Source organism: Nocardia sp. NPDC020380 (assembly GCF_044386975.1).
Lineage (GTDB): Bacteria > Actinomycetota > Actinomycetes > Mycobacteriales > Mycobacteriaceae > Nocardia.
Genome location: NZ_JBIRVQ010000024.1, coordinates 31,797 through 55,978, shown reverse-complemented (window position 1 = coordinate 55,978; position 24,182 = coordinate 31,797). Strand labels below are relative to the sequence as shown.

Here is a 24,182-nt window from a genome sequence, read left to right as displayed (position 1 = left end):
ACATGAGCGACGAGCTACAGGAACGACTCCGGCGGACGCGGCGTGTCACGACCCCATGGAGTGAAGACAGGACGCGCGGCATTGGCGGCACTCACCTCGACGAACTACTCGAACGCTGGGCCGACGGGTACGACTGGGGCGTGCACGAGCGCCGCATCGACGAGTTCCCTTGGGAGACAGTACAAACAGGCGATGTCGACCTGCGGGTGATCCACCAGCGGTCCGCCGATCCCGGAGCCCCGGTTGTCGTGCTGCTACATGGCTGGCCAGACTCGGTGCTGCGGTTCGAGCGCGTCCTGCCTTTACTCGCGGACCTGCACGTAGTGGTTCCCGCGCTACCGGGCTTCCCGTTCGCGGCCCCGCTCACCATGCCCGGTATGTCGGTCAACCGGATCGCCGGGATCGTCGCAGCCGCCCTCGATCAGCTCGGTTACTCGCGGTACACGCTATCCGGTGGCGATGTGGGTGGCACCGTCGCGGAAATCCTTGCGGCCGAACATCCGGATCGGGTGGCGGCCTTGCACCTCACGAACGTTGCTCCGCTGCATGCGCTTACGGTGGACCGGTCGAAACTCGCGCCCGACGCGGTGGCCTACCTCGACCGGTCAGCACAGTGGTTCCGGACCGAAGGCGGGTACATCGCGGAGCAGTCGACGCGGCCGAATACGCTCGCTGTCGCCCTCGGCGACTCCCCCGCCGGCCTCGCGGCGTGGATCGTCGAAAAGCTGGAGTCCTGGTCCGACGAGTCGGCTTTCACTGTGGACGAGCTGCTCACCTGGGTCAATGCGTACTGGGTCAGCGGCACGATCGGCACCTCTTTCGCCACCTATGTCGAACCGGTCACCCTCCCCGACCGGATCGACACGCCGACCGTGCTGTCGGTGTTCCCGCGTGACATCAAACCGGAGCCGCGAAGCTACGCGGAAGCCTTCTTGAACATTTGCGAATATGTGAATCATCAAGCCGGCGGCCACTTCGCAGCCTGGGAACAGCCCGAGGCCTACGCCGAGGACATACGCCGTGCGGTCAAGCTGGGCGGCTGACCGGAGCTTGCGGACGTTCCACCTGCGACAGGCTTTCCAGCGCAGTACTCATGGCGGTGACGATCGATTCGACGGTGGTGTAGTCGAACAATTCTGCGGCGTAGACCATTTCGCCGCGAATGCCGGCGGGGTCACCGTCGGGGGTGTACTCCTCACGCAGGTTGAGCAGCAGTTCCCAGGGGGTTCGGCGGACCGGGACCGGGTGGTGGCGGATGGTCAGTTCGGTGCCGGTGGTGGGGATTTCGGTGTCGCGGAGGTAGGTGACCATGATCTGGAAGAGGGGGTGGTGGGTTCGGGAGCGGGGTGGGTTGAGGAGTTCCACGAGGTTGTCGAAGGGGAATTCCTTGTTGTCGTAGGCCGACAGAACGCGTTCGCGGACCTGTTGGACGAGGTCGTCATGGGATGGGTTGGTGGAGAGGTCGACGCGAATGATCGCGGTGTCGACTACGCAGCCGACCAGGTTTTGCAGGCCGTCGGTGTCGCGGGCGCTGAGGGCGACGCCGATGGGGAGATCGGGACCCGCGCCGCGGGCGTGCAGGGCGAGGGCGAGGGCGGTGTGGACCAGCATGTAGGTGCTGGCGCGATGGGTGCGGGCGGTGCGGGCGAGGTCGCGGTGAGTGGCGGCGTCGATGTGGATGGGGACAGCTGCGGCGAGGTTCTCGCGGCGTTCGGCGCGCGGACGATCGGTGGGTAGCACCGGATGTGGTGGCAGTCCGTCGAGGACGGCACGCCAGTAGCGCGCCTGCCGGGTCAACACGCCATCATCGGAGTCCAGCGATTGTCTCAGCCACAGCGTGTAGTCCGCGAATTGTGTTGCCGGAGCTGTCCACTGAGGACTGTGCCCGATGGCACGCGCACGGTAGGCGGTGAGTAGATCCTGCTGGAGCACAGCCAGGGATTCGCCATCGCCGGCAGCATGGTGGAGTACGCCGAGCAGTATGTGCTGCTCGGGGCTCGCGCGGTAGAGACGGATGCGCAGAGGTGGTTCGGTGGTGAGGTCAAAGCCGAGTAGCAGCTCGGCTTCGATTGCCTTGTCGGCGCTTTCGCTATCAGCTACTTCCACGACGCGGAAGTCCGGTCGCGCGGATTCGATCGGCAGGATGCGCTGGATGGGCCCGTCCCCGGCGTACGGCAGGATTGTTCGCAGGATTTCGTGCCGTTCGATGAGATCGCTCACGGCGGCTTCGACCGCTGGCAGGTCGAGTGGTCCGTGCAGCGCGAGTCCGGTGGCGATCAGATAGTCGGGGCGGTTGCCGCTGAGATAGTTCACGGTCCACAGCCGCTGTTGTGCGGGCGCGAGCGGGATCGGGTCCGTGCGACGCGCAACTGCAATGCTGGGCTGAAGCCTCTCGGGGCTGTGCGGTACATCCCCGGACTCGCGCCGATCGAGAGTTTGATCGAGGGTGGCGACAGTCGGCGATTCGAACAGATCGCGCAGCGATACCGCGACCCCGAGTGCAGACCGCAGACCCGCCACAACTCGGATCGCGGATAGTGAGTTGCCGCCGAGTGCGAAGAAGTCGTCGGTGACACCGACTTCCGCCACATCCAGCGCCTGCGCGAACGCGGTCGCGATGACCTGCTGCCGCGAGGTGCACGCCGGAACGCTGTCAGCGGCGACGGGCATGGGCAGCGCGCCCACGTCGAGCTTGCCGATGAAGGTCAGAGGCAGTTCGTCGATGACCACGAAGGCCGAGGGCACCAAGTAGGTGGGCAGGGTCGCGGCCAGCCGGGTCCGCAGCACCGTGGTGTCGACGGTGTCGTCCCCGACCACATGCGCGATGAGCGACTGTCCGCTCGCCGACCGTCGCGCGGTGACGATCGCCGCGGTGATCCCGGGCTCGCGTCGGATGGCGGCTTCGACCTCGCCCGGTTCGACGCGAAATCCGTTGACCTTCAACTGCCGATCGGCCCGGCCGAAGAAATGCAACAGGCCCTCATCCCAGCGCCCGAGATCACCGGTGCGGTACATGCGCGCACCGGCGGGGCCGTAGGGGTCTGCGACGAAGCGCTCCGCGGTGCGGACCGGATCCCGATGATAGCCGTTGGCGAGTCCTGCACCGGACAGATAGATCTCGCCGGTGACCCCGCCGGGTAGAAGTCGCAACGCCGAGTCCAGTACCGCGACACGGGTATTGTCGGCCGGGCCTCCGATCGGGACAGGGCGGTCCGCAGACATGGCGTCCGCGATCGCGAAGTGCAGCACGAAGCTCGTCGCTTCGACCGGCCCATACAGATTGCGCACCACGGGCGGATGCACACCACGACGCACCGCGGCGGCGGCCTGCGGCGGCAGCACGTCCCCGGCACACGCAATTATCCGCAGATCGGCGAGCTGATCCGGAATCTGCTCCGCCAATAGCTGAAACAGGCCCGGCGGCAGCATGATCGAGGTGACCCGGCCCGCGCGCAGCACTGCCGCGTAGTCGTGCACATCGAGGACTCCGGGTCGCGCGAGCACCGCGGTGCGGCCGTTGAGCAGCGGTAGCCACAACTCCCACACCACCATGTCCCAGGTGTAGGGCAGATGCATCAGCATCCGCTCATGCCCGTCGTCGCGCGCGATCCGGTCGCGCGCACGCGCCACGATATTGCGATGGGTGACCTCGACACCCTTGGCAGCTCCGGTCGATCCGGAGGTGAACATGAGCGTGGCCACGGCATCGGGCAGCACGGCGACGCCGAGGTCGCTGTCATCGAACTCCGTTGTCGTGCTGTCGAGTTCATTGAGCACCAGCTCGGTGCCGGTGAATGCCAGCAACCGCTGCACGTGCGCGAGCGGGTAGCGGTCGCTCAGCGGCAGGCTGATCGCGCCCAGCTTGGCCACGGCGAGAAAGACGACCACGAGATCGACAGAGCGCGGGACGGCGACGCCGATCGTCACGCCCGGTCCCGCACCACGGGTGCGTAACCAGCGGGCGACCTGATTAGCGCGGGCGTTCAACGCGGCGTACGTGAGCTCTACACCGTCGTACCAGAGCGCGACATCGTCGGCGTGCGCCTGTGCGATAATCTCGAAACACTCTGCGAGCCCGCCGTTTTCGATGTCGGCTGTCGCACCGCCTCCGGCGCCGAGTAATTCGGCGCGGCGTGCGGGTGGCAGCAGGTCGAGCTGCCCGACGGTGGCCTGCCGGGGTGCGGTGAGTGCCGCCGCGGCGGCGAGGATGCGCGTCCACAGCTCGTCGGCATCGGCTATGGCATCGATCTGGTCCAGCCGCACCCCGATTCGGAAGGTCAGCGCGTCTGCGGCGGGCTCGACGATGACGGTCAGCGGGAAATGCGTGCCGCCGAGCACATTCACCGACGTCACCCGCAGCCCTGCGTCCGGATCGTCGAGCAGTGCGGTGTCGACGGGGAAGTTCTCGTAGACGAGCGAGGTGTCGAACAGGTCGATCACGTTCGCGGCCGCCAGGATGTCGGGCAGCCCAAGATGGTCATGCTCCATCAGCGCCACGCGCTCACGCTGCATCCGGACCGCGAGTTCGATCGGCGTCTCCGAGGCACGCACCCGCACTCGCAGCGGCACAGTGTTCATGAGCAGCCCGACCGCTCCCTCCAGATCGCCGCCGTCCCGGCCGGAGACGGTGATACCGAAGACGATGTCGTCGCTTCCGGTCAGGTTCGACATCACCAGCGCCCACAGCGCCTGGATCATCGAGTTGAGGGTGAGGCCGTACGCGCCGGCCCGTTCGCGCAGTGCGGTGACAGTGGTGGAGGGCAGGGTGTAGAGGTGTTCGTCGGGTCGCCGCCACGGCTGCCGGTCGGCGCGTGCGACCTTGCACGGTTCGGCACCGGCGAGGTCCTGCGCCCAGGCCCGGCGCGCGGCCTCACGGTCCTGTGCCGCGGACCACTCCAGGAAGGCGGTGAACGGTGTCGCGGCGGGCAGTTCGAGGCCACGGTAGCCCAGCAGCAGTTCACGCAGCAGAATGCCCAGCGACCAGCCGTCGAGCAGCGCGTGGTGGTGCGTCACCACCAAGGCGGCCGAGAAGGTCCCAACGTGCACGAGGGTGACCGTGAGCAGCGGCCCTGCCAGCGGCTCGATATGAGCGTCTGCGGCCCGTACCCGCGTCACCGCGGCGTCCCGCTCTTCGAGGGTCGGATCGTCGAGATCCACTACACGCCACGGTAGTTCGATGTCCTGGAGAATCTCGTATTCCGGTGCGTCGCCGTCCACGACGAACCGGCCCAGCAGGTGTGGATGCCGGTTGAGTACCGCGTGCAGGGCAGCGCGGAGCCGTTCGGCGTCGATCGGGCCGTCGACGGTCAGCACGACCTGTACGAGATAGGGGTCCTCGCCGTCCGCGCCCTGGTACAGCGAGTGGAACACCAGCCCGGACTGCAGCGGCGTCGCAGGCAGGAAGGTGCGGCCATCACGCACGACAAGCGGACTCACCGTGGCCCGAGCGGCCGGCGCGGGTGTGTCGACCGTGCGGGCCAGCGCACGAATGCTCTGCTTTACGAACACATCCCGCGGTGTGATGGCCAGCCCGGCGGCGCGAGCGCGGTCGGACAGCTGGATGGCGAGGATGCTGTCCCCACCGATGGCGAAGAAGCCGTCGTCGACTCCGAACCCGTGGTGCCCGAGCACTTCCGCGAATACCTGGTGCAGCCGAGCCTCGGCTGCGCCTTGCGGCGACGCGCCGCACACAGGTGTCGCGCCCTCGAGAGTGAGCGCGCGCAGGGCGCGTTCGTCGATCTTGCCGTTGGGCGTGCTCGGGAGGGCGTCGACCGCCACGATGTACGACGGAACGGCATGTGCGGGAAGCCGTTCCGCAAGCATGGTCCGTACCGCGCCGACGTCCGCACCAGGAGCGGCGACATAGGCGGCCAGTCGCCGGTCACCTGGTCGACGTTCGACTGTCAGTGCCGCCGCCGCCCGCACGGCCGGGAGCGCGCACAGGGCGGCTTCGATCTCGCCCGGGTCGATCCGGAAACCACGGATCTTCACCTGCCGGTCGGCCCGCCCGAGGAATTCAAGCGTCTCGCTCGACGTCCGGCGCGCGACATCGCCGCTGCGATACATGACGGTGCCGGGCCGGCCGAAAGGATCAGCGACGAAGCGCGCCGCGGTGCGGCCGGGCTGGCGCAGGTATCCCATGGCGACGCCGGGACCGGCGACATAGATCTCCCCCGGCACACCGAGCGCGGCGGGCCGCAGTGCAGCGTCGAGGATGTACACAGCCAGATCCGGTATGACCGTCCCGATTTCGCCCGCCGATACGATGCCGCCCGGCAACGAGGTGCCGGTGGTGAACACCGTCGTCTCGGTAATCCCGTACATATTGATCAGGCGCGGCGCCCACGCATCATGGCGCGCCCACCATTCGGTGAGCCGCCACGGTTCCACCGGCTCGCCGCCGAACAGTACGTAACGCAGTGCGAGCCGGTCGCTGTCGGCGGGCCGGTCTGCGTCGGCGTCGACCAGCAGACCGAACGCCGACGGTGTCTGGTTGAGCACCGTAACTCGTTGCGCCGCCATCAGTTCAAGGAATTCGTGCGGTGAGCGTGCCGTCTCGGCGTCGACGATGACCAGCTTGCCGCCGTGGCCAAGCGCTCCCCAGATCTCCCATACCGAGAAGTCGAATGCGGTGGAGTGGAACAGGGTCCAGACATCATCGGGCCCGAACTCGAACCACGGCCCGGTCGCGGTGAGCAGGCGGACCACATTGGCGTGCGTGACGACCACGCCCTTGGGGCGGCCGGTCGTTCCCGAGGTGTGGATCACGTAGGCGGGCAGGTGCGGCGAGCACAGAACAGCGGGCTCCCGCGGAACGACCTGCGGTGGATCCCCGATGCGCAGCACAGGCGCGTCCGAGATCCCTTGCGGGAGTACGACTCCTCCGCCGGTGAGGACCAGCGCTGGTGCGGCATCGTCGAGGATCGCCGACAGCCGCCACCGCGGATAGCTCGGATCGAGGGGAACATAGGCCGCGCCCGCGCGCAGCACCGCGATGATGGCGACGATGAGGTCCGTGGACCGTGACAGTGCCAGACCGACGAACTCCCCCGGCCCGACACCGTATCCGGCAATGATCCGCGCCAGTCCGCGTGCCCGGGCGTCGAGTTCGGCATAAGTGAGCTGCTCGTCGCCGTGCACCACGGCGGTCGCCCCGCCGCGGGCGGCCACCATACGGTCGAATCGATCGACGAGCGTCTCAGCCACCTCGTCAGTGGCCACCGGTCCGGCCGGATTCGGTGTGGGTCGCAGCACGGCGAGCGGGAGGTCCTGCGGGGCCGCGGTCAGGGCGGTGATGGTTTCGGTGAGCCGCTGATGGTGTGCGGTGAGGTCGCGCTCGGAGTAGCGCAGCACGGTCGATTCCAGCACCACCGACAACGCCGGATCGCCGTTGTCGTAGATGCTGATATTCAGGTTGTCGGAGCGTCCGGCTGCCAGATGCCGCAGCGAGGCGGATACGGATCCGAAGTGCAGATCCTTCTGCATGGGCAGCACATTGACGGTAGGTCCGAGAACGCCGTCTTCGAGCCCGTTCCCGCCCAAGTCGGCGAGCATCTCACCGTAGAGGAAGTGCTGGTGGCGCAGGATGATCAGAGATTCGGCACGCACGGCGGCCAGAAGGTCGGCGATGGTCGCGGCCGGGTCGACGGTAATCCGTAGAGGCAGGACGTTCGCTGTCATGCCCAGTGCGTGCCGGGAGCGTTTGGCCGGTACGGCCAATCCGAGGGTGACCGTGCGCGTCCCCGAATCCGCGTGCAGCAATAGGGCAATCGCCGCCAGTGTCCAGACCGGCCACGCGGTCCCGGTCGCCTCTGCCCGCGCACGCAAGGCCTTCCAGTCGGCCTCGGCGAGCACACCGGCCTGCCGCAGGAACCGGTTGCCATCCGTGACCGCCGGCGCCGCGGCGAATTGCGGTGGCGTGTAGGGCCCGCCGATCGCGAGGCGCTGCGCCCAGAATTCGCGGTCGCCCGCGAACCGCGCGGAGTTGCGGAACCTCTCGTCCGCGGCGACGTGATCGCTCACCCGGTCGAAAACCGATGCGCTGACCGGATGCCCGTCGAGCAGCGCGGTGTAGGTCTCGGCGACGCGCCGGATGAAGGCGGCCGCGGACGCGCCGTCGATCACCAGATGATGGGAGCGGATGAACCACAACATGCCCGCATCCCCGGCATCGAGCAGGTGATGTTCGAACAGCGGCGCCCGCGCCAGGTCGAACGGTCGCTGCAGCTCCGCGTCCATGAATCCCAGCGCCTCCGCGTAGGAGTCTGCGGTGGCGCGGAAGCTGTGGCGGTGTAACGGCCAGTCGGCTACGTCTTCCACCACCTGCACGATCGATCCGTCGGTCTCGGTGTCGAAGCGCACGCGCAGTGATTCCGCCCCGGCGGTGACGAGCCGCAATGCCCGCTCGAACGTCTCCTCGTCGAGCCTGCCGTGTATCTGCACGTAGCCGCCGACGATCAGGCGCTGCCCGGTGTCGTCGAGTTGCTGTGCGACCCAGACGTGTTGCTGCGCGCGCGTCAGCGGTAGGCGCCGGGTCATGCTGGTAGCTCCTCGATGGTGGTGTGGGGCCGGCGGGCGATGGTGGTCAGCAGTTCCCGCATGGCGGCGGCGATCTCGGCCACCTCTGGCTCGTCGAAAACAGTTCGCAGATAACCGATTCGGACGCTGAGTTCCCGGCCCGGATCGACGGTGACCGACAGTGGATAGTGCGTGGCGTCGGTGAGTTCCAGACGCGGGCCGCTCAAGCCGTCGAGCGCGGCGACAGCGGCGGTGAGTCGCTCGGTGTCCATCGGATAGGACTCGAAGGCCAGCACGGTATCGAAGAGCAGATCGCGCAGGCCGGCGGCGGTGTGGATCTCGGTCAGTCCGAGTTGATGGTGTTCGATCATTTCGGCCTGTTCGGCCTGTACGGCGCGCAGCAGGTCGGCCACGGGCATGCGCGGGCCGAAGCGCACGCGCACCGGCACGGTGTTGATGCAGAGTCCGACAATGGATTCCACGCCGGGCAGTGCGGCCGGGCGGCCGGAGACGGTCGCACCGAAGACCACGTCACCGCGTCCGAGCCTGCGTCCGAGCAGGATTGCCCAGACCACCTGAACCACCGTGTTGAGGGTGACGCCGAGTTCGGCCGCGGTCGTGCCGAGGGCACCGGTGGTCTCTGCATCGAGGGTCCAGCGGTAATCCTCAGTCGTGACCGCGCTTTCGCGAGTACGGCTGACCGGCGTGACCAGGGTCGGGGCAGTTATGCCGTCCAGTGCCCGCCGCCAAGCCCGGGTGCTCGCGCCCACGTCCCGGTCGTGATTCCAGGCGAGGTAGTCGCGGAAGGATCCCTCAGCCGCGGGCAGCGGCGCGGTGTCGGCGTAGAGGGCCAGCAGATCGCGCAGCACCAGCGGCACCGACCAGCCGTCGAACAGAATGTGGTGATAGGTCACGATCAGCACCGGCTCGGCCTGCGCGACCTTCGCGAGTGTGAAGCGCAGCAGTGGCGGACGGGCCGGATCGAATCGGTGTGCACGCTCCTGCGCGGCCAGCTCGGCGAGATCACTCGCTGTAGCCAGATCCACTTCCCGCCAAGGTAGTTCGACCGATTCGGGCACCACCTGCAGAGGCAGGCCCAAGCCATCGAACACGAAGGCCGCGCGCAGGTTCGCATGACGCTGCAGGAGGCGCTGCCCGGCCCGGCGCAATCGCTCGCGGTCGATCTCACCGCCGGGCTGCACCACCGTCTGGACGTTGTAGACATCGGCGACAGCGGCGGCGCCCGGTCGAACCGCGGCCGCGTGGAAGAACAGCCCCGACTGCAAGGGGGCGAGCGGCCACACGTCGGTGAGCCGGCCGTATTCCCGCTCCCAGCCGGTGATGTCCTCGTGGCTCACCCGCACCAGCGCGAAGTCGGAGGGCGTGTGCCCGCCCGCGTGTTCGCTCCGGGCGTGGGTGGTGATGGCTTCGAGCGCGCTCACCCACAGGCGTGCAAGCTCCGAGACCGCCGCCTCGCCGAGAAGGCTGGTGGGATAGGTGAATCCGGCGCGCAGGCGGGAGTCGTGCACGATCGCGTTCACGTCGATGGCGGCGGCCGCGGGCAGGTCCGGATCCGGGGCTGTGTCCGGTGTCGCGAGCGCCTGCGCGTCGAGGTGGTCGACGCGGCCCAGGTAGTTGAACGCGACTTGTCCGGGCGTTGCTGCCGGGAGCTGTTCGGCTGTTTCGGGATTGAGGTAGCGCAGCAATCCGTAGCCGATGCCGTGATCGGGGATTGTGCGCAGCTGTTCCTTGATCGTCTTGATCAGAGCGCCGGTCGCGGTGGTTCCGGACAGGGCTGCCTGGGTGTCGATCCCGCCGATATCGACCCGAGCCGGGTACAGCGTGGTGAACCATCCGACGGTGCGCGAAAGGTCCGCGCCAGGTGCGAGGTGTTCCTCGCGGCCGTGGCCTTCGAGCCGCAACAGGGAAACCGCAGCGTCGGTGTCTCGCCGGGCCCGCCAGACCGTGAGTGCGAGGGCCAGCGCAGCGATCAGGATCTCATCGACACCGGCGTGGAAGCGGGCGGGAACGGTGCGCACGAGTGCCTTGGTGATCGATTCGTCCACGGCGACTTCGACCGTCGCGAGCCGGGCTGCGGTATCGATGGCGGGGTCCAGCGGCCGGGAGCCCAGCGCGGGATCCGGTGTCGCACACACTCCCCGCCAGAACTCGAGCTCGCCGACCCGATCCGGTGCGTGCGCAGCCTCGACCAGAGCGTGCGCCCAGCGGCGCATGGACGTACCGATCGGATCCAGTTGCGGCACGCCGCCGTTCGCAGCACTCGCGAGGGCAGCGAACAGATCGGGAAGCAGGATGCGCCAGGAGACGCCGTCCACGGCGAGATGGTGAACGGCAATGATCAATCTGCCCGGCACACTCCCCTGCTCGGCGTCGAGCCGAACGAACCGCACCATCACACCGGCAGCCGGATCGAGGCGATCCAGCGCGGCATCCAGTTCCACGGCGACAAGCTCGCGCAGGGTGTCGGCATCCGCGTCATCGTCGAAGGTGCTGCTGTGCACCAGCTCCGAAGCATTCACCGCCTCGGTGGGCAGGGTCTCGAATCGCCATTCTCCGAAATCGTCGCGGAACAGCCTGCTGCGCAACATGTCGTGCCGGTCGATCAATGCCGAGACGGCCAGGATCACGGTGTCGCGCCCGGTCCCGGCGGGCAGTTCGACGGTGAGAGTCTGGTTGACCCGGCGGAATCCGCCGCCCCGCTCGGTCAGCCACCGCACCACAGGCGTCAGCGGCATCTCACCGATCCCACCGCCTGGCAATTCCGGGAGCAGGGCAGGCGCGTCGTCCTCCGGTGTCCTGGCGACAGCGGCGATGCCGGCCACTGTCCGGCGCGCGAACACCTCTCGTGGTGTGAAGTGCAGCCCGCGCGCTCGCGCCCGCGCCGCGAGCTGGATGGAGATGATGCTGTCCCCGCCGAGCGCGAAGAACGAGTCCTCCGCACCGGGTTGCTCGACTCCGAGTACCTCGGTGAAGAGCTCGGCCACCACTTGCTCGGCGCGCGTACGCGGTGCCCGAGCCGAACGCGCCGCCACGACGGGGTCGGGTAGCGCGGCCACGTCCAGCTTGCCGTTGCCGGTCAGCGGCAGCGTCTCGACCAGCACGATGGCGGCCGGTTGCATGTAAGCGGGAACACGGTGTGCGAGATGGGTTTCCAAGGTCTCGACCGTGAGTGCGGTCGCGGGCTCGGCCACCACGTAGGCGACCAGGCGGGCCGTTCCGGAATCCCCGGTCTTGGCCACCACGACCGCTCGCGTCACTGATTCGTGCTCGCGCAGCGCGGCCTCGATCTCTCCCGGTTCGATGCGGTAGCCGCGGATCTTCACCTGCTGATCGCCACGGCCGAGATATTCGAGCTGCCCGTCATCGTTCCAGCGCGCCAGATCACCGGTGCGATACAGCCGCGCACCGGGCGCGCCGAACGGATCGGCCACATAGCGCTGCGCAGTCGTCCCCGGGCGGGCGTGATACCCACGGGCGAGCTGGGCACTCGCGAGGTAGACCTCGCCACGTACGCCCGGCGGTGTCACCCGCAGTCGCGAATCCAGCACGCGCACAGTCGTTCCTGGCAGGCCGCGACCGATGACACTGACCCGTGCCGATTCGGCGTGCGGACGATCCACCGCGAAGTGGGTGACGTGCACAGTCGCCTCGGTGATGCCATAGAGATTCGAGATCCGGGTCTGTCCGGCCCGATCCGTGTCGTACCAAGCGTGCAGGTTCCGCGGATCCAACGCTTCGCCGCCGAGCACGATGTGCCGCAGCGCGGGCACGGCAGCAGGACGCAGGCCGGTGTCGAGCAAGGCGCCAAAGGCCGAGGGCGTCTGGCTCAGTACCGTAATGGCTTCGTGCGCCAGGAGTTCGGCGAACTCGTCGGGCGCACGGGTCACCTCGGCATCCACGACGACGAGCCTGCCGCCGCTGGCGAACGCACCCCACATCTCCCACACCGAGAAGTCGAAGGCGGGCGAATGGAACATGGTCCAGACATCGGTGTGATCGGTATCGAGCAATCCCCGCGTCGCGGCGAGCATGGCCACGACATTGCGATGCGTCACGCTCACGCCCTTGGGACGTCCCGTGGAACCGGACGTGTACAGCACGTAGGCGATATTGTCCGGACCCGGCACAATCGGCGTGAATTCGGCGGCAGCGCTGTGGTCGACGCTGTCCAGCACCAGGTAGGGCCGGTGGCTTGCACGCAACGCGGCACGATCGGCCTCGGTGGTCACCACGCAGATCGGGTTCGTCTCATCCAGGATGAATTCGAGGCGCTGCGGCGGGTTGCCGACGTCGAGCGGAACATAGCCCGCACCTGCCTTGAGCACTCCCAGCAGCGCCACGATCAACTCGATCGAACGCGAAACACCAACGGCGACGAGCGATTCCACTCCGACGCCGCGCGCCGCGAGCGCACGGGCCAGATCATCGGATGCCTGGTCGAGCGCGCGGTAGGTCAGCGACCGGTCACCGAATCGCACCGCATCCACAGTTCCGTGTGCCGCGGCCTGAGCGCGGAACAGGTCCACGAGCGTGACATCTGGCACCGGTACGGCCGGACGTTGCCAGTCCCGCAGTACCCGGCTCGATTCCGCCGCGTCGAGCGGATCGATCTCCGCCACAGCGGCATTCGGATTCGCCGCGAGCGCCACCAGTACGCGGGTCAGCCCCTCGCCCAGTCGTGAGACGGTCTCGGTGTCGAGCAGCTCAGGCCACCACCCGGCCAGCAGGTGCAGGCGATCGGTCTGCCGGATGGTCAGCGTCAGCGGGTAGTGCGTCGCTTCCCTGGACTGGAACCTACCGATTGCCAGTCCCGCGTAGGCGAGGGCATCCGCCCGTAGTTTCGCCTCGTCGACGGGGTAGGACTCGACGACCAGCAACGTGTCGAACAGGTTGCGAGCACCGACACCGCTCTGCGCACTGATATCGGACAGGCCCAGATGGTGATGCGCCGTCAGCGCGAACTGCTCACGCTGTACGCGGCGCAGCAGCGCACCCACGGATTCGCCCGCGGCCAGTCGAATGCGGACCGGGATCGTATTGATGAACAACCCGACGATGTTCTCCACGCCCGCGAGCTCGGCGGGCCGCCCGGAGACCGTAGTGCCGAAAACGACGTCGTCACGATCGGTCGTGCGTGCCAGCAGGATTGCCCAGGCCGCCTGCACGACGGTATTGATCGTCACCTCGGACTCGGCTGCCAGCCGGGTCAGTGCCTGGGTTTGGGCCGGGTTCAGGTCGAAGGCTTGCTCGCGGGGCAGGCCGCCGGGTGCGTGTGCAGCGGGGGTGTCCGCGAGCAGCGCCGGCGCGGTGAGCCCGGCAAGTGCGTCAGCCCATGCCCGGCGGGAGCTCGCGTTGTCCTGGCGGGCAAGCCATTCCACGAAGCGCCGGTAGGGTGGTGGGTCTTCGATCGCGTAACCGGCGTAGCCGGCCATGATCTCGCGCAGCAGCAGCGGGATGGACCACCCGTCGAGAAGCAGGTGGTGGCAGGTCACGGCGAATCGGGCCCGCCCGTCATCGAGGTGCAGCAGCAGGAACCGCAACAGCGGCGGCGCGGTGAGATCGAACGGCGTGGTGCGTTCGACCTCGAGCAGCTGCTCGTCGGCACCGTCGGCCGTCGACAGCTCGATCTCGCGCCAGGGCAGCGCTACCTCGGCGGTGACGATCTGGACCGGGGATCCGGCGTAATCCCGCTCGAAGGCGTTGCGCAGGTTGGCATGTCGCGCCAGTACGGCCGCTGCGGCCGAGCGCAGCCGCGACGCGTCGACCCCGCCCTCCAGATCCAGTACCAACTGCAGCGTGTAGACATCGACCGCGTCGGGGTCGAACAACGCGTGGAACATCATGCCGGACTGCAGCGGCGTGGTCGCCCAGATCTCGCTCAGCGTCGGGTAGCGCCGTTCCCAGAGGTCGATATCGCCCTGAGTGAGGCGCGCGAGCGGGAAGTCCGACGGGGTGTGCCCGCCGCCGGTGTGAGGATTGCGTGCGTGCCGCGAGACACCGTCGAGGGCCGCACGCCACAGCCCGACCAGTTCCTCGCCCGCGGCCTCACCGAATAAGCCACGCACATAACCGAATCCGGTCACCAAGCGCTGGCCGACGATGATGGAATCCACTTCCACCGCACCCAGCGCGCTCTGGCGAGCGCCGGGACGAATGGGCAGGACGGCGAATTCGGTGGAGGGCAGGAATCCGATTCCGGCGAGTTCCTCCGGAATGTCGATGCCGGTGATGTGCCCGAAGTAGTTGAACGAGATCTCCCCCGGCTCGCCCGGCGGCAAGGCGGCGGCGGTGTGCGCGTTCAGGTATCGGAGCAGCCCAAAGCCGAAGCCGTGCTGTGGCGCTGTGCGCAGCTGTTCCTTCACTGCCTTGAGAGCAAGTCCCATGGCCGGACCGCCGTCGAAAGCGTCGTCGAGATCGACCCCGGTCAGGTCCAGTCGCGCCGGGAAGACGGAGGTGAACCAGCCGACCGTGCGCGAGAGTTCGGTCCCGGGCACCGCATCTTGCTCGCGGCCATGGCCTTCCAGTCGCAGCAGCACCGACCGCTCGCTCTCACCACGCCGCGACCGCCAGCGCGCCACCGCCAGCGCGAGCGCCGTCAGCAGCGCGTCCGCGACGCCGGCCCGGTAGCGCTCGGGAATGGCGGTGAGGATGGCAGCGGTATCGCCTTCGTCGAGTTCGACGGAGACGCGCGTGATGTCGGCGGCCATGTCACGGCGTGGGTCGAAGGGCCGTGTACCGAACGATGGCGTCGGCCCATCGAGAATCTCGCCCCAGACCGGCAGTTCGGCGGTAACCGCGTCGGTGTGCGCGGTGTCGGCGAGGGCGTGTGCCCAGCGGCGCATGGAGGTGCCGACCGCGGGCAGCCGTGGCGTCTTGCCCGCCGCGACCGCTGCCCAGGCGGTGATGAAGTCGGGCAGCAGGATCCGCCAGGAGACACCGTCGACGGCGAGGTGATGCGCGGCGATGAGCAGCATTCCGGGGCCGGTGCCCGAATCCGGTGTCAGCCAGACGAACCGCAGAACCACACCGGCCGACGGGTCGATCCCGTCGATCGCCGCGTTCAGTTCGGCCGTGGCCAGGTCCCGGAGTTCATCGCCGGTCAGTTCGGCGTCGTACTCCATGCGGTGGATGAGCGAGTCCACGTCGATGCTGCCCGGTGGTGTGACCTGCACATGCCAGTCGCCGCGGTCGTCTCGGTAGAGCCGTGAGCGCAGCATGTCGTGGTGGTCGATGACCGCGGCGAGGGTGGAAACCAGTGCGCTGCGCTCGATCCCGGCCGGCAGGTCCAGTGTCATGGATTGGCAGAAACGCTCGAAGCTGCCGCCGCGCTCGACGAGGAACCGCAGGATCGGCGTGAGCGGCAGTTCGCCGACCCCGCCACCCGCCAGCTCGGCCAGCGGCGCAATCTCGGCTCCGCCTGCGGTTTCGGCAAGAGCGGCCAAGCGTGCGACGGTGCGGTGCTCATAGACCTGTTGCGCGGTCACCGCAATGCCGCGCGAACGTGCCCGCGACACCAGCAGGATCGACATGATGCTGTCCCCGCCGAGCGCGAAGAACGATTCGTCCACGCCGATGCGGTCGCGGCCGAGGACCTCGGCATAGGCGGCGGCAAGCGCGGTTTCGGTGTCGGTGCGCGGAGCCCGGAAGGCCACCGTCTCATCGGGAACGGGCAGCGCCTTGCGATCCAACTTGCCGGCGCGATTCACCGGCAGGGCGGCCAACCCCACGATCACAGCGGGCAGGAGGTGTCTAGGCAGTATCGCGCGCAACGACTGCTCCAGTGCCGCCGGATCGATACGGTGCCCGGCGGCCGGGGTGACATAGGCGATCAGGCGACCACCGCCCGTGCTGCCGTGGTCGCCACCGTGCACGATGGCCACCGCCTGCGCCACGGATTCCTGTGCGGCGAGGACGGATTCGATCTCGCCGAGCTCGATGCGCACGCCGCGCAGCTTCACCTGGAAGTCACTGCGGCCCAGGTACTCGAGCTCGCCGTGACCGGTGGACCGCACGATGTCACCGGTGCGATACAGCCGCTGCCCGAAGGCGCCGAACGGATCGGCGACGAATTGGGACGCGGTCTGCCCCGCCCGGCGCACATAGCCACGCGCCAGCAGCACACCCCCGAGATAGAGCTCACCCGGCACGCCCGCAGGCACCGGCCGCAGAAACGCGTCCAACACGTAGACCTGGACGCCCCACGCGGGCGCACCGATAGGCACTGCGGCAATATCCTTCGCGCTGATCACATGCCGGGTGACCGCGAGCGTCGCCTCGGTAGGCCCGTAGAGATTGTCACAGCGGGCGCTCGGCGCCACGGCCGGCAGCACCGCGGCCAGTGCCGGTGTCATCGCCTCACCCACGAGCAGTATCCGACGCACACTCGACGGCATCGGCGCCGCCACCGCCTGCCGGTACGCCGCGAGCGTGGACGGCGTGAACTGCACCGTGGTGACGTCGTGGTCGATGATCACTCGCGCCAGCTCGTTCGGATCGCCGTGCGGCTGCGCCGCGTCGATCACGAGCCGAGCTCCGACGGTGAACGGCCACAACACTTCCCACGCTGATACGTCGAAGGTCAGGGCGGTCTTGCGCACGACGGCGTCGGTGTCGTCGAGGCGGTGCAGGTGCTGCATCCACGCGATATGTGTGCACGCGGCCGCGTGGGTGACACCCACACCCTTCGGCCGGCCGGTGGAGCCGGAGGTGAACAGCACGTAGGCCAGGTTTTCCGGGCGCAGCGGCGCGAGGCGATCGGCATCGGTGAGCGTGGCATCCGACTCGCCAGCCAGATCGAGCTCGTCGAGGTAGAGCACCCGAATGCCATCGGGAGCGTCGAATCCGTCACGCCGCGTGGTGAGTACACACGCCGGCTGTGCGAGATCGAGCACTTGGACGTGTCGCGCACGCGGATGTTCCGGATCCACTGGCAGGTACGCCGCGCCGGTGGCCAGCACCGCGTGCACCGCGAGGATCTGCTCGACTGATTGCCCGAGAGCGAGCGCCACCACCTGTTCGGGCCCGACGCCGAGGGTGATCAGCTTGCGTGCCAGACGATTCGATTCGCTGTGCAGATCCGCATAAGTCCTGCGGGATTCGGATGCGACGATCGCGATCGCCTGCGGTGAGCGAGTTGCTTGCTCGGCGAAGAGGGCCGCGAGGGTCGTGGCCGCTACGACCGTGCCGTCTGGAGGTGTACCGAGGAGACGGTCGATCTCGTCGGGTGCGGCGATATCGATACGGGCGATGGGCGTCTGCGGCGTGCGGGCCAGCTCGTCGAGCAGCCGAACCAGTCGGTCCCGATGCGACCGCTGCGTTCCGACCAGAGCGATCCGCCAACCACCGGTCGCTCGATCATCGACGCAGACGGTGAATTCGCTGCCGTCCCCGAAACACTCGGTGATCGAGGCGCTGCCGAGAGTGTCGATCGCGGCACCGCCGAGCATGCGTACCGCGAGCGGCCACCGCCCGTGCAGCGGAGAATCCGGCCACGGCTCGTCGATATCGGGAATGAACCGGTGGCGCCGTGCTTTGCGCAGCTCTCGCCCCGTACGTTGGGCGATCGATTGGAAACTGTCCTGCGCCGTCACCGGAATCCGCAGCGGCACAGTAGTTTCCCCGGCATCGAGGGCGAGCACGCACTCCCCCGACAGCGCCAGACGAGACCCGTAAACGGCCAAGGCGGCCAGCACCACGGCGGGCGCACCGCCACCGGATGCCCGCGCGATCCTGGTGAGCTCCGCCGACGCCCCTACCGCTGCCCAGATCGCCTCGTCCGCAGTGCCGTCCGAGGCCCGTGCAATACCGGGGGCGAGAGGTTCGGGCCGGGCGGCATCGGCAAGGGTCTGCTCCCAGTAGTCCCGGTCGACCGACCATGCGCCGGATTCACGGTATCGGTGTTCGTTTTCCAGCAGATCCGCCCTCACACCGAAGGGTGGATTCGGGCCGGGGGCCTCGTTGGTGCCGTCGAGCAGGTCACGCACTCGGGCGAGCACCGCGAGCACTCCCGGCTGATCGTTGACCAGCCGGTGGTAGCGCTGGTACCAGCCGAGTCGGCCATCCGGGAACCGGAACAGGGTTTGCCGATACAGCGGCCCGTACGCGATATCCATCGGACGCGCACGTTCTTCGCTGATCCACTCGGCGATGAATTCGCCCGCATCGGTGCCGTCGACGCTGTGTACGAGGGTGGGCGCGGTCGGGTTCTCGAACACCTGGATCACACCGACCTCGGCACGAAACACGCTGCGCAGCAACGGACTTTCCGTCATGACGGTGTCGACCGCGTCACGCAGAGCGTCAGCATCGACCGACCCGGCCAGTTCGATGTAGAGGTCGACGTAGCGATCACCAGCCGCGAGGGCAGCGCGTTGCGCATCGCTCGGGGCCTGCGGTGCGGCCGTCGCGGTGGTCTCAACGATAGTCATGGAATCCTTGTCCGGTCTTGCGGCCGAAATGCCCGGCGGCGACGAGCGTCGCGAGGGCGGACGGAATGCGGTAGTGGTCCTCGCCGGTCTCGCGCCGCAGCACCTCGATGGTGTCGGCGACGTTGTCCAGGCCGATCAGGTCGGCGGTGCGCAGCGGGCCCATGCGGTGGCCGAGGCAGCGTTCGAACAGCGCGTCCACCGTCGCCGCGTCGGTGCCGTCATCGACGGTCGCGGCGGCCTGCGCGATGCTCACCATGAGCAGGCGGTTGATGACGAACCCGGCACGGTCGGCGACGATGAGGGCTTCCTTGCCGAGCGCGGTGAGCAGCTCGATGGCGCGTGCCATGGTCTCGTCCGAAGTCTTGTCCCCGCGAACGACTTCCACCGTGTCGGTCAAGGGCGCCGGATTCATGAAGTGCAACCCGAGCACACGATCCGGGCGCGCGGTTGCCGCGGCCAGGCGCGCGATCGGGATGGCAGAGGTGGCCGAGGCAAGCACGGCATCAGGCGGGCAGGCACGGTCCAACTCGGCGAAGAGCTGCTCTTTCAATTCGATACGCTCGACCGCGCATTCGATGACGAACTCGACCTCGTCGAGCTCGTCGATGCGGTCGGTCCAGCGCACCCGCCGAGCGGCTTCGAGCGCTGTGCTCCGATCCCCGCGGCCCAGCAGCAGCGCCAGGCGCATCGCTTCGTTCAGGCCGCGACGCGCCCGCTCGGTGGCGGCCGGATCAGGTTCGACCACGATGACATCGCGTCCGGCCTGTGCGAGAGATTGCGCGATACCCGCGCCCATGGTGCCCGCGCCGATCACCGCCACAATTCCGGTCATCGGGTTACCTCCGATTCGGCGATGCAGCGCACCGCGATATCCGGTACGGACTCATTCGGCGTCTCGCGCAGGCCGCGCAGCAGCTGCGTCAGATCCGCCAGCATCTGCTGCGCGTTCGATTCGTCGAAAAGTTCACTGGCGTAGGCCAGTTTCAGGACCGGGCGTTCACCCGGCTCTCGGCCGAGGGCCAGTTCCGCAGTGTCCGGCGGGTTTTCGCCGAACCAGATGGCGCTCGCGCCAGCGGTGCTCGCCGGCGTGGACAGAGCGGCGGTCGCGCGTTCGACTAGTTCGGTCCCGGTTGGTTCGTCGGCGAGGTCGATTCGGGCAGTACCGGTCGCCATGCCGATCGCTACCGAGTCGGAGCCGGAGTACCAGCTCAGCAGCGCCGTCCACGCGGCAACCAGGTCGGCATCGCCCGGCAGGACATCCAGACTCGTGCGTACTGTCGCCGGTACGTATCGGCTCGGGCCGGCTACGCGCGGACGGTCGGTCGGGATATCCAGTGTCACAGCCACTTCCGCCGCGGCATTGTCGACCCGCGACGGCGCGGTGACCACCAGTTCTTCGATCGACCGATCCGGAGTCGATGCCACGACCTCGGTGAGGATCTCGAGGTAGGCGGCAGCGAACCCGGCGACGGTGCGCTGGGTGAACAGTTCGGTGCTGTACTCGAAGCAGGCCAGCATGTCGTGGTCGTCGCTGCGGTCGTAGGTGATCAGGCTGAGGTCGAATTTCGCTGTGCCGGGCGGTAATCCGCCGAAGGCATTGTGGATGGAGTGCTCCGCGTCGAAGAACTCGGCCGTCCCGCCGCCGAGGGGATTGACCGATCCGCTGGCGGTGAGGTCCTGGTGGACATAGAGCACATCGAAGAGCGGGGTGCGCGACAGATCGCGCTGATCGTCGAGGGCATTGACCACCCGCTCGAAGGGGATCTCCTGATTCTCCAACGCGCCCAGCACGATGCCCCGGACCCGCTCGAGCAGATCGGCCAGCGTCGCGGGACCGGAGAGGTTGGCGCGCAGCGCGATGGTGCTGTTGAAGTAACCGACGAGCCCCTCGAGCTCGCGACGGGTGCGCCCGGTGGTCGGTGTGCCGATGACGAGATCGCGCTGACCGCTGCGCCGGGCGAGCAGGAGATAGAAAGCCGACAGCAGCACCACGAACAGCGATACCGACTGCCGCTTCGCGATCGTGCGGGCCGCGGCGAGCAGGGGTCCGGGCACCGTGAACGGCTCGAGCTCACCGGTGAAGATCTTCCGCGCGGGGCGCGGGAAGTCGGTGGGCAGCCGGAGTTTCGGCGCGTCGCGCAGCATGTGGATCCAGTAGTCGAGCTCGTGATCGAGCGCGCCCGACTCCAGCAGGTCGCGATGCCAGCGCGCGTAGTCGCGATAGCGGATAGGCAGCGGTTCCAACTCGGCGGTGCGCCCGTCCTGGCGGGCGGCGTAGAGCAGGGGAATCTCGCGCGCCAGAATCCCGGGTGTCTGGCCGTCGGTGACGCAGTGATGGCAGACCACTTGCAGCACATGCATATCCGCAGCGAGGGTCACCACTTGTACTCGCACCATAGAGTCGTGGGCCAGATCGAACGGTCGCACCGCGGCCGTGCGGATCAGCTCGCGGGCGATGGCGACCGGATCGGCCGCTGCGGAGACATCGACGACTCGGAAGAAGTCCCCGAGCGTGGGCCGCACCCGCACCGCGGGTAGACCGTCGGCTTCGATGAGGTTGTAGCGCAGCGGTTCGTGCCGCTCGGCGAAATCCTCGAACGTGCCTTTGACCGCGTCGACGTCGATCGGCCCGCGCAGCACGCTGACCACCGGATAGTTGTAGAGCGTGGTGTCCGGGACCAGTTGATGGTGGAACCACATCCGTTCCTGCCCGGGCGACATGACCAGCTCGTCGGTACGGGTGATGGCCGGCAGGGCGCGCGCTGCCGCACCCATCTCGGGTGCGGGATGTGCCCGCTCTCGCAGCAGTTCGGCGAACTCTCCCACCTTGGGCCGCTCGTACACATCGAGCAGCTTGGGCCGGAATCCGAAGGCCTCCTGAACCCGCTCGACCAGCTGCACCGCGATGATCGAATTGCCGCCGACGTCGAAATAGTCGTCATCCAGTCCGATTTCGGTCTCCGCGTGCAAAAGTTCGCGCAGGACTGCGCGCAACCACTCCGTCGCATCCGATGGGACGACCACCGTGTCTTGCTCAGTTGCAGCGACGGCTTCGACGGGCTCGGCCGCGATCTGGGCATGCTGCGCGGCATCGGGCAGTTCGACCCAGCACCGGGTGCCGTGCAGCGGGTGCCCGGGCAACCGCACCCTGCAACCGCGCCCGTCCTGCACACTCGCCCAGTCGAGGTCCAGTCCCCGCTCGTAGAGCCGCCCCAGGATTCCGAGCTCGCCTGCGGAATCGGCTGAGTCGAAAAGGATTTCCGCATCTGCGTGCCCCACGAGATCCTCGGCGAGGTAGCGCCCGAGCAGGCCGTCGCGGCTGGGATCGACGAAGACGACCGGGCCGTCGCGCAGGAGGGTTTCTGCTGCCGCGAGCAGACGCGCGCGGTCCACCGTCGGTGTCTGCGCGGCGGCGGCCAATTCGCCCGGGTCGACGGGCTCGCGCGACCCGAGCAGATAGCGTGCCGCGAACTTCGACGCTCCCCCGCTGAGCACGGCCGCGAACCGAATCCCGGCGCTGTGCAGCCGATCGTGCACGGCCAGCTGTGCCGCGAGCACTTGCGCCGTTATGCCTTTCGCGGGCAGCTGGTGCGGCAGTTCGGTGCCGTCGTGCCCGCCCGGCAGCGCACCCGGCGAGAGCAGCAGCGCCACGCGCGGCGCGGCCGGCACGACGGCGTCCGAAGCGAGGGCAGCGCCGCGCCTTTCGAACAGATCGGCCAATTCTGCGGTGTCGCTGGCAGATACGGCGATGCGGTGGCCGAAGTGCGTACGTCCCTGGCCGAGCGTGAACGCCACATCCGCGAGATCGATCGCATCGTCCCGCAATCGCGCCGCCAGCGCATCGGACAGCTCCGCGAGGGCGGTCGGCGTGCGCGCCGAAATCCCGATCAGCCGCGGCATCCGGTCTTGATTCTGCTCGCCGAGTGCTACTTGCGGCTGCGATACGGCATCGGGCGCCTGCTGCACGACGCAGTGGGCGTTGGCCCCGCCCAGGCTGTAGGAGCTGACGCCCGCCAGGCGCGGCCCATCGCTGTGCCAGGGTCGCGGTTGTGTAATCACCTCGAGGTTGGCCGCCGCCAGGTCGAGATCGCCAGTAGGACGGTGGAAGTGCAGGGACGGGAAGAGTTGTCCGCCGGCCACCGACAGCACGGCTTTCACCAGGCCCGCCACACCGGCCACGTGATCGAGGTGGCCGATATTGGTCTTCACCGATCCGATCGGCAGGGTGGTGGCGCGTTCCGCGAACGCGCTGCGCAGGCCTTCGAGTTCGATGGCATCGCCGAGCCGGGTGGCCGAACCATGCGCTTCGAGGTATCCCGCAGCGCGCGGATCTGCCCCGGCCTTGCGCCACGCCTGCGCGATGACTCGGGCCTGCGCGGTGGCGCTCGGGGTGCTGATCGTCGCCGAGGAATGCCCGTTGTGCAGGACGGCACTACCGCGAATGACCGCGTAAATGGCAGCACGCTCGGCGCGAGCACGCGCGAGCGTGGTCAGCACCAGCACCGCCCCGCCTTCGCCGGGAACAGTGCCGTCGGCATCGGCGTCGAAAGCACGGACCTGACTGCCGGGTGAGGCGATCTCGGTCATGGTCTGCACGGCCCAGACCGGTGCACCGTGGGCACGGACGCTGACTCCGCCCGCCAGCGCGTAATCGGCATCCCCGCTGCGCAATTCACGGCAAGCGTGGTGCACAGCGATGAGGGAGGCATTGCAGCCGCTGTCGACGGCGTAGCAGGGGCCGTCGAAGCCGAGCAAGTGTGCGATGCGGGCGGGGACCCCGAAAGGCAGGTTGCCCAGCATCGAGAGCGGCCCGGGATCCACAGCCATGGCGTGATAACTGGGCAACGGCGAGCTGAGCACGATCGCGGTCGTGGCCTCGCGCAGCGTGGCAGGCGCGTAGCCGGCGTCCTCGATGGCGCGGTACGCCAACTCCAGGGCGATCCGTTGCTGCGGATCCATCACGGCCGCTTCGCGTTTGGACAGGCCGAAGAACGCGTAGTCGAAGGTGTGGATATCGGCGAGATGCCCCATGGGCAGGTATCGCACGCGACGGTCCAGGGCGGTCGCAGCGGCGCGCGACTCCGGCATGGGGCCGATGGAATCCCTTCCGGCGGCGAGGTTCTCGCGGAACTCGTCCAGGTTCGCCGCGTCGGGGAAGCGCGCGCCGATGCCGATTACGGCGATATCGTCCTCGCGTAGTGCTGATGCGGTCACGAT

Annotated in this window: 5 protein-coding genes; 1 reads left to right on the top strand and 4 read right to left on the bottom strand. The window is 68.1% G+C overall.

All coding sequences use genetic code 11. The annotated features are described in order from the left end of the window. Positions 1 to 2 precede the first annotated feature (2 nt). Positions 3 to 1,043, top strand: coding sequence for an epoxide hydrolase family protein (locus ACH438_RS42630; RefSeq protein ID WP_397016304.1), 1,041 nt, complete (start codon positions 3 to 5; stop codon positions 1,041 to 1,043). Here ACH438_RS42630 and ACH438_RS42625 read toward each other — a convergent pair. The 4 genes from ACH438_RS42625 to ACH438_RS42610 are packed head-to-tail and all read right to left on the bottom strand — an operon-like array spanning position 1,027 to position 24,179. Next, positions 1,027 to 8,538, bottom strand: a complete 7,512-nt coding sequence (locus tag ACH438_RS42625) for an amino acid adenylation domain-containing protein (protein ID WP_397016302.1) — start codon at positions 8,536 to 8,538, stop codon at positions 1,027 to 1,029. The two genes, ACH438_RS42630 and ACH438_RS42625, sit on opposite strands and share 17 nt — an antisense overlap. Continuing rightward, on the bottom strand, positions 8,535 to 18,965 hold the full coding sequence (locus ACH438_RS42620) for an amino acid adenylation domain-containing protein (protein WP_397016300.1): 10,431 nt from the start codon (positions 18,963 to 18,965) through the stop codon (positions 8,535 to 8,537). The genes ACH438_RS42625 and ACH438_RS42620 overlap by 4 nt, the downstream gene beginning before the upstream one ends. Continuing rightward, complete coding sequence (locus ACH438_RS42615; protein WP_397016298.1) at positions 18,952 to 19,797, bottom strand: 3-hydroxyacyl-CoA dehydrogenase family protein; 846 nt, start codon at positions 19,795 to 19,797, stop codon at positions 18,952 to 18,954. The genes ACH438_RS42620 and ACH438_RS42615 overlap by 14 nt, the downstream gene beginning before the upstream one ends. Then, positions 19,794 to 24,179 carry a condensation domain-containing protein gene (locus tag ACH438_RS42610; protein ID WP_397016296.1) on the bottom strand — a complete coding sequence of 1,462 codons (4,386 nt, stop codon included), beginning with the start codon at positions 24,177 to 24,179 and terminating at the stop codon, positions 19,794 to 19,796. Before ACH438_RS42610 ends, ACH438_RS42615 begins: the two co-directional genes overlap by 4 nt. Positions 24,180 to 24,182: the final 3 nt, after the last annotated feature.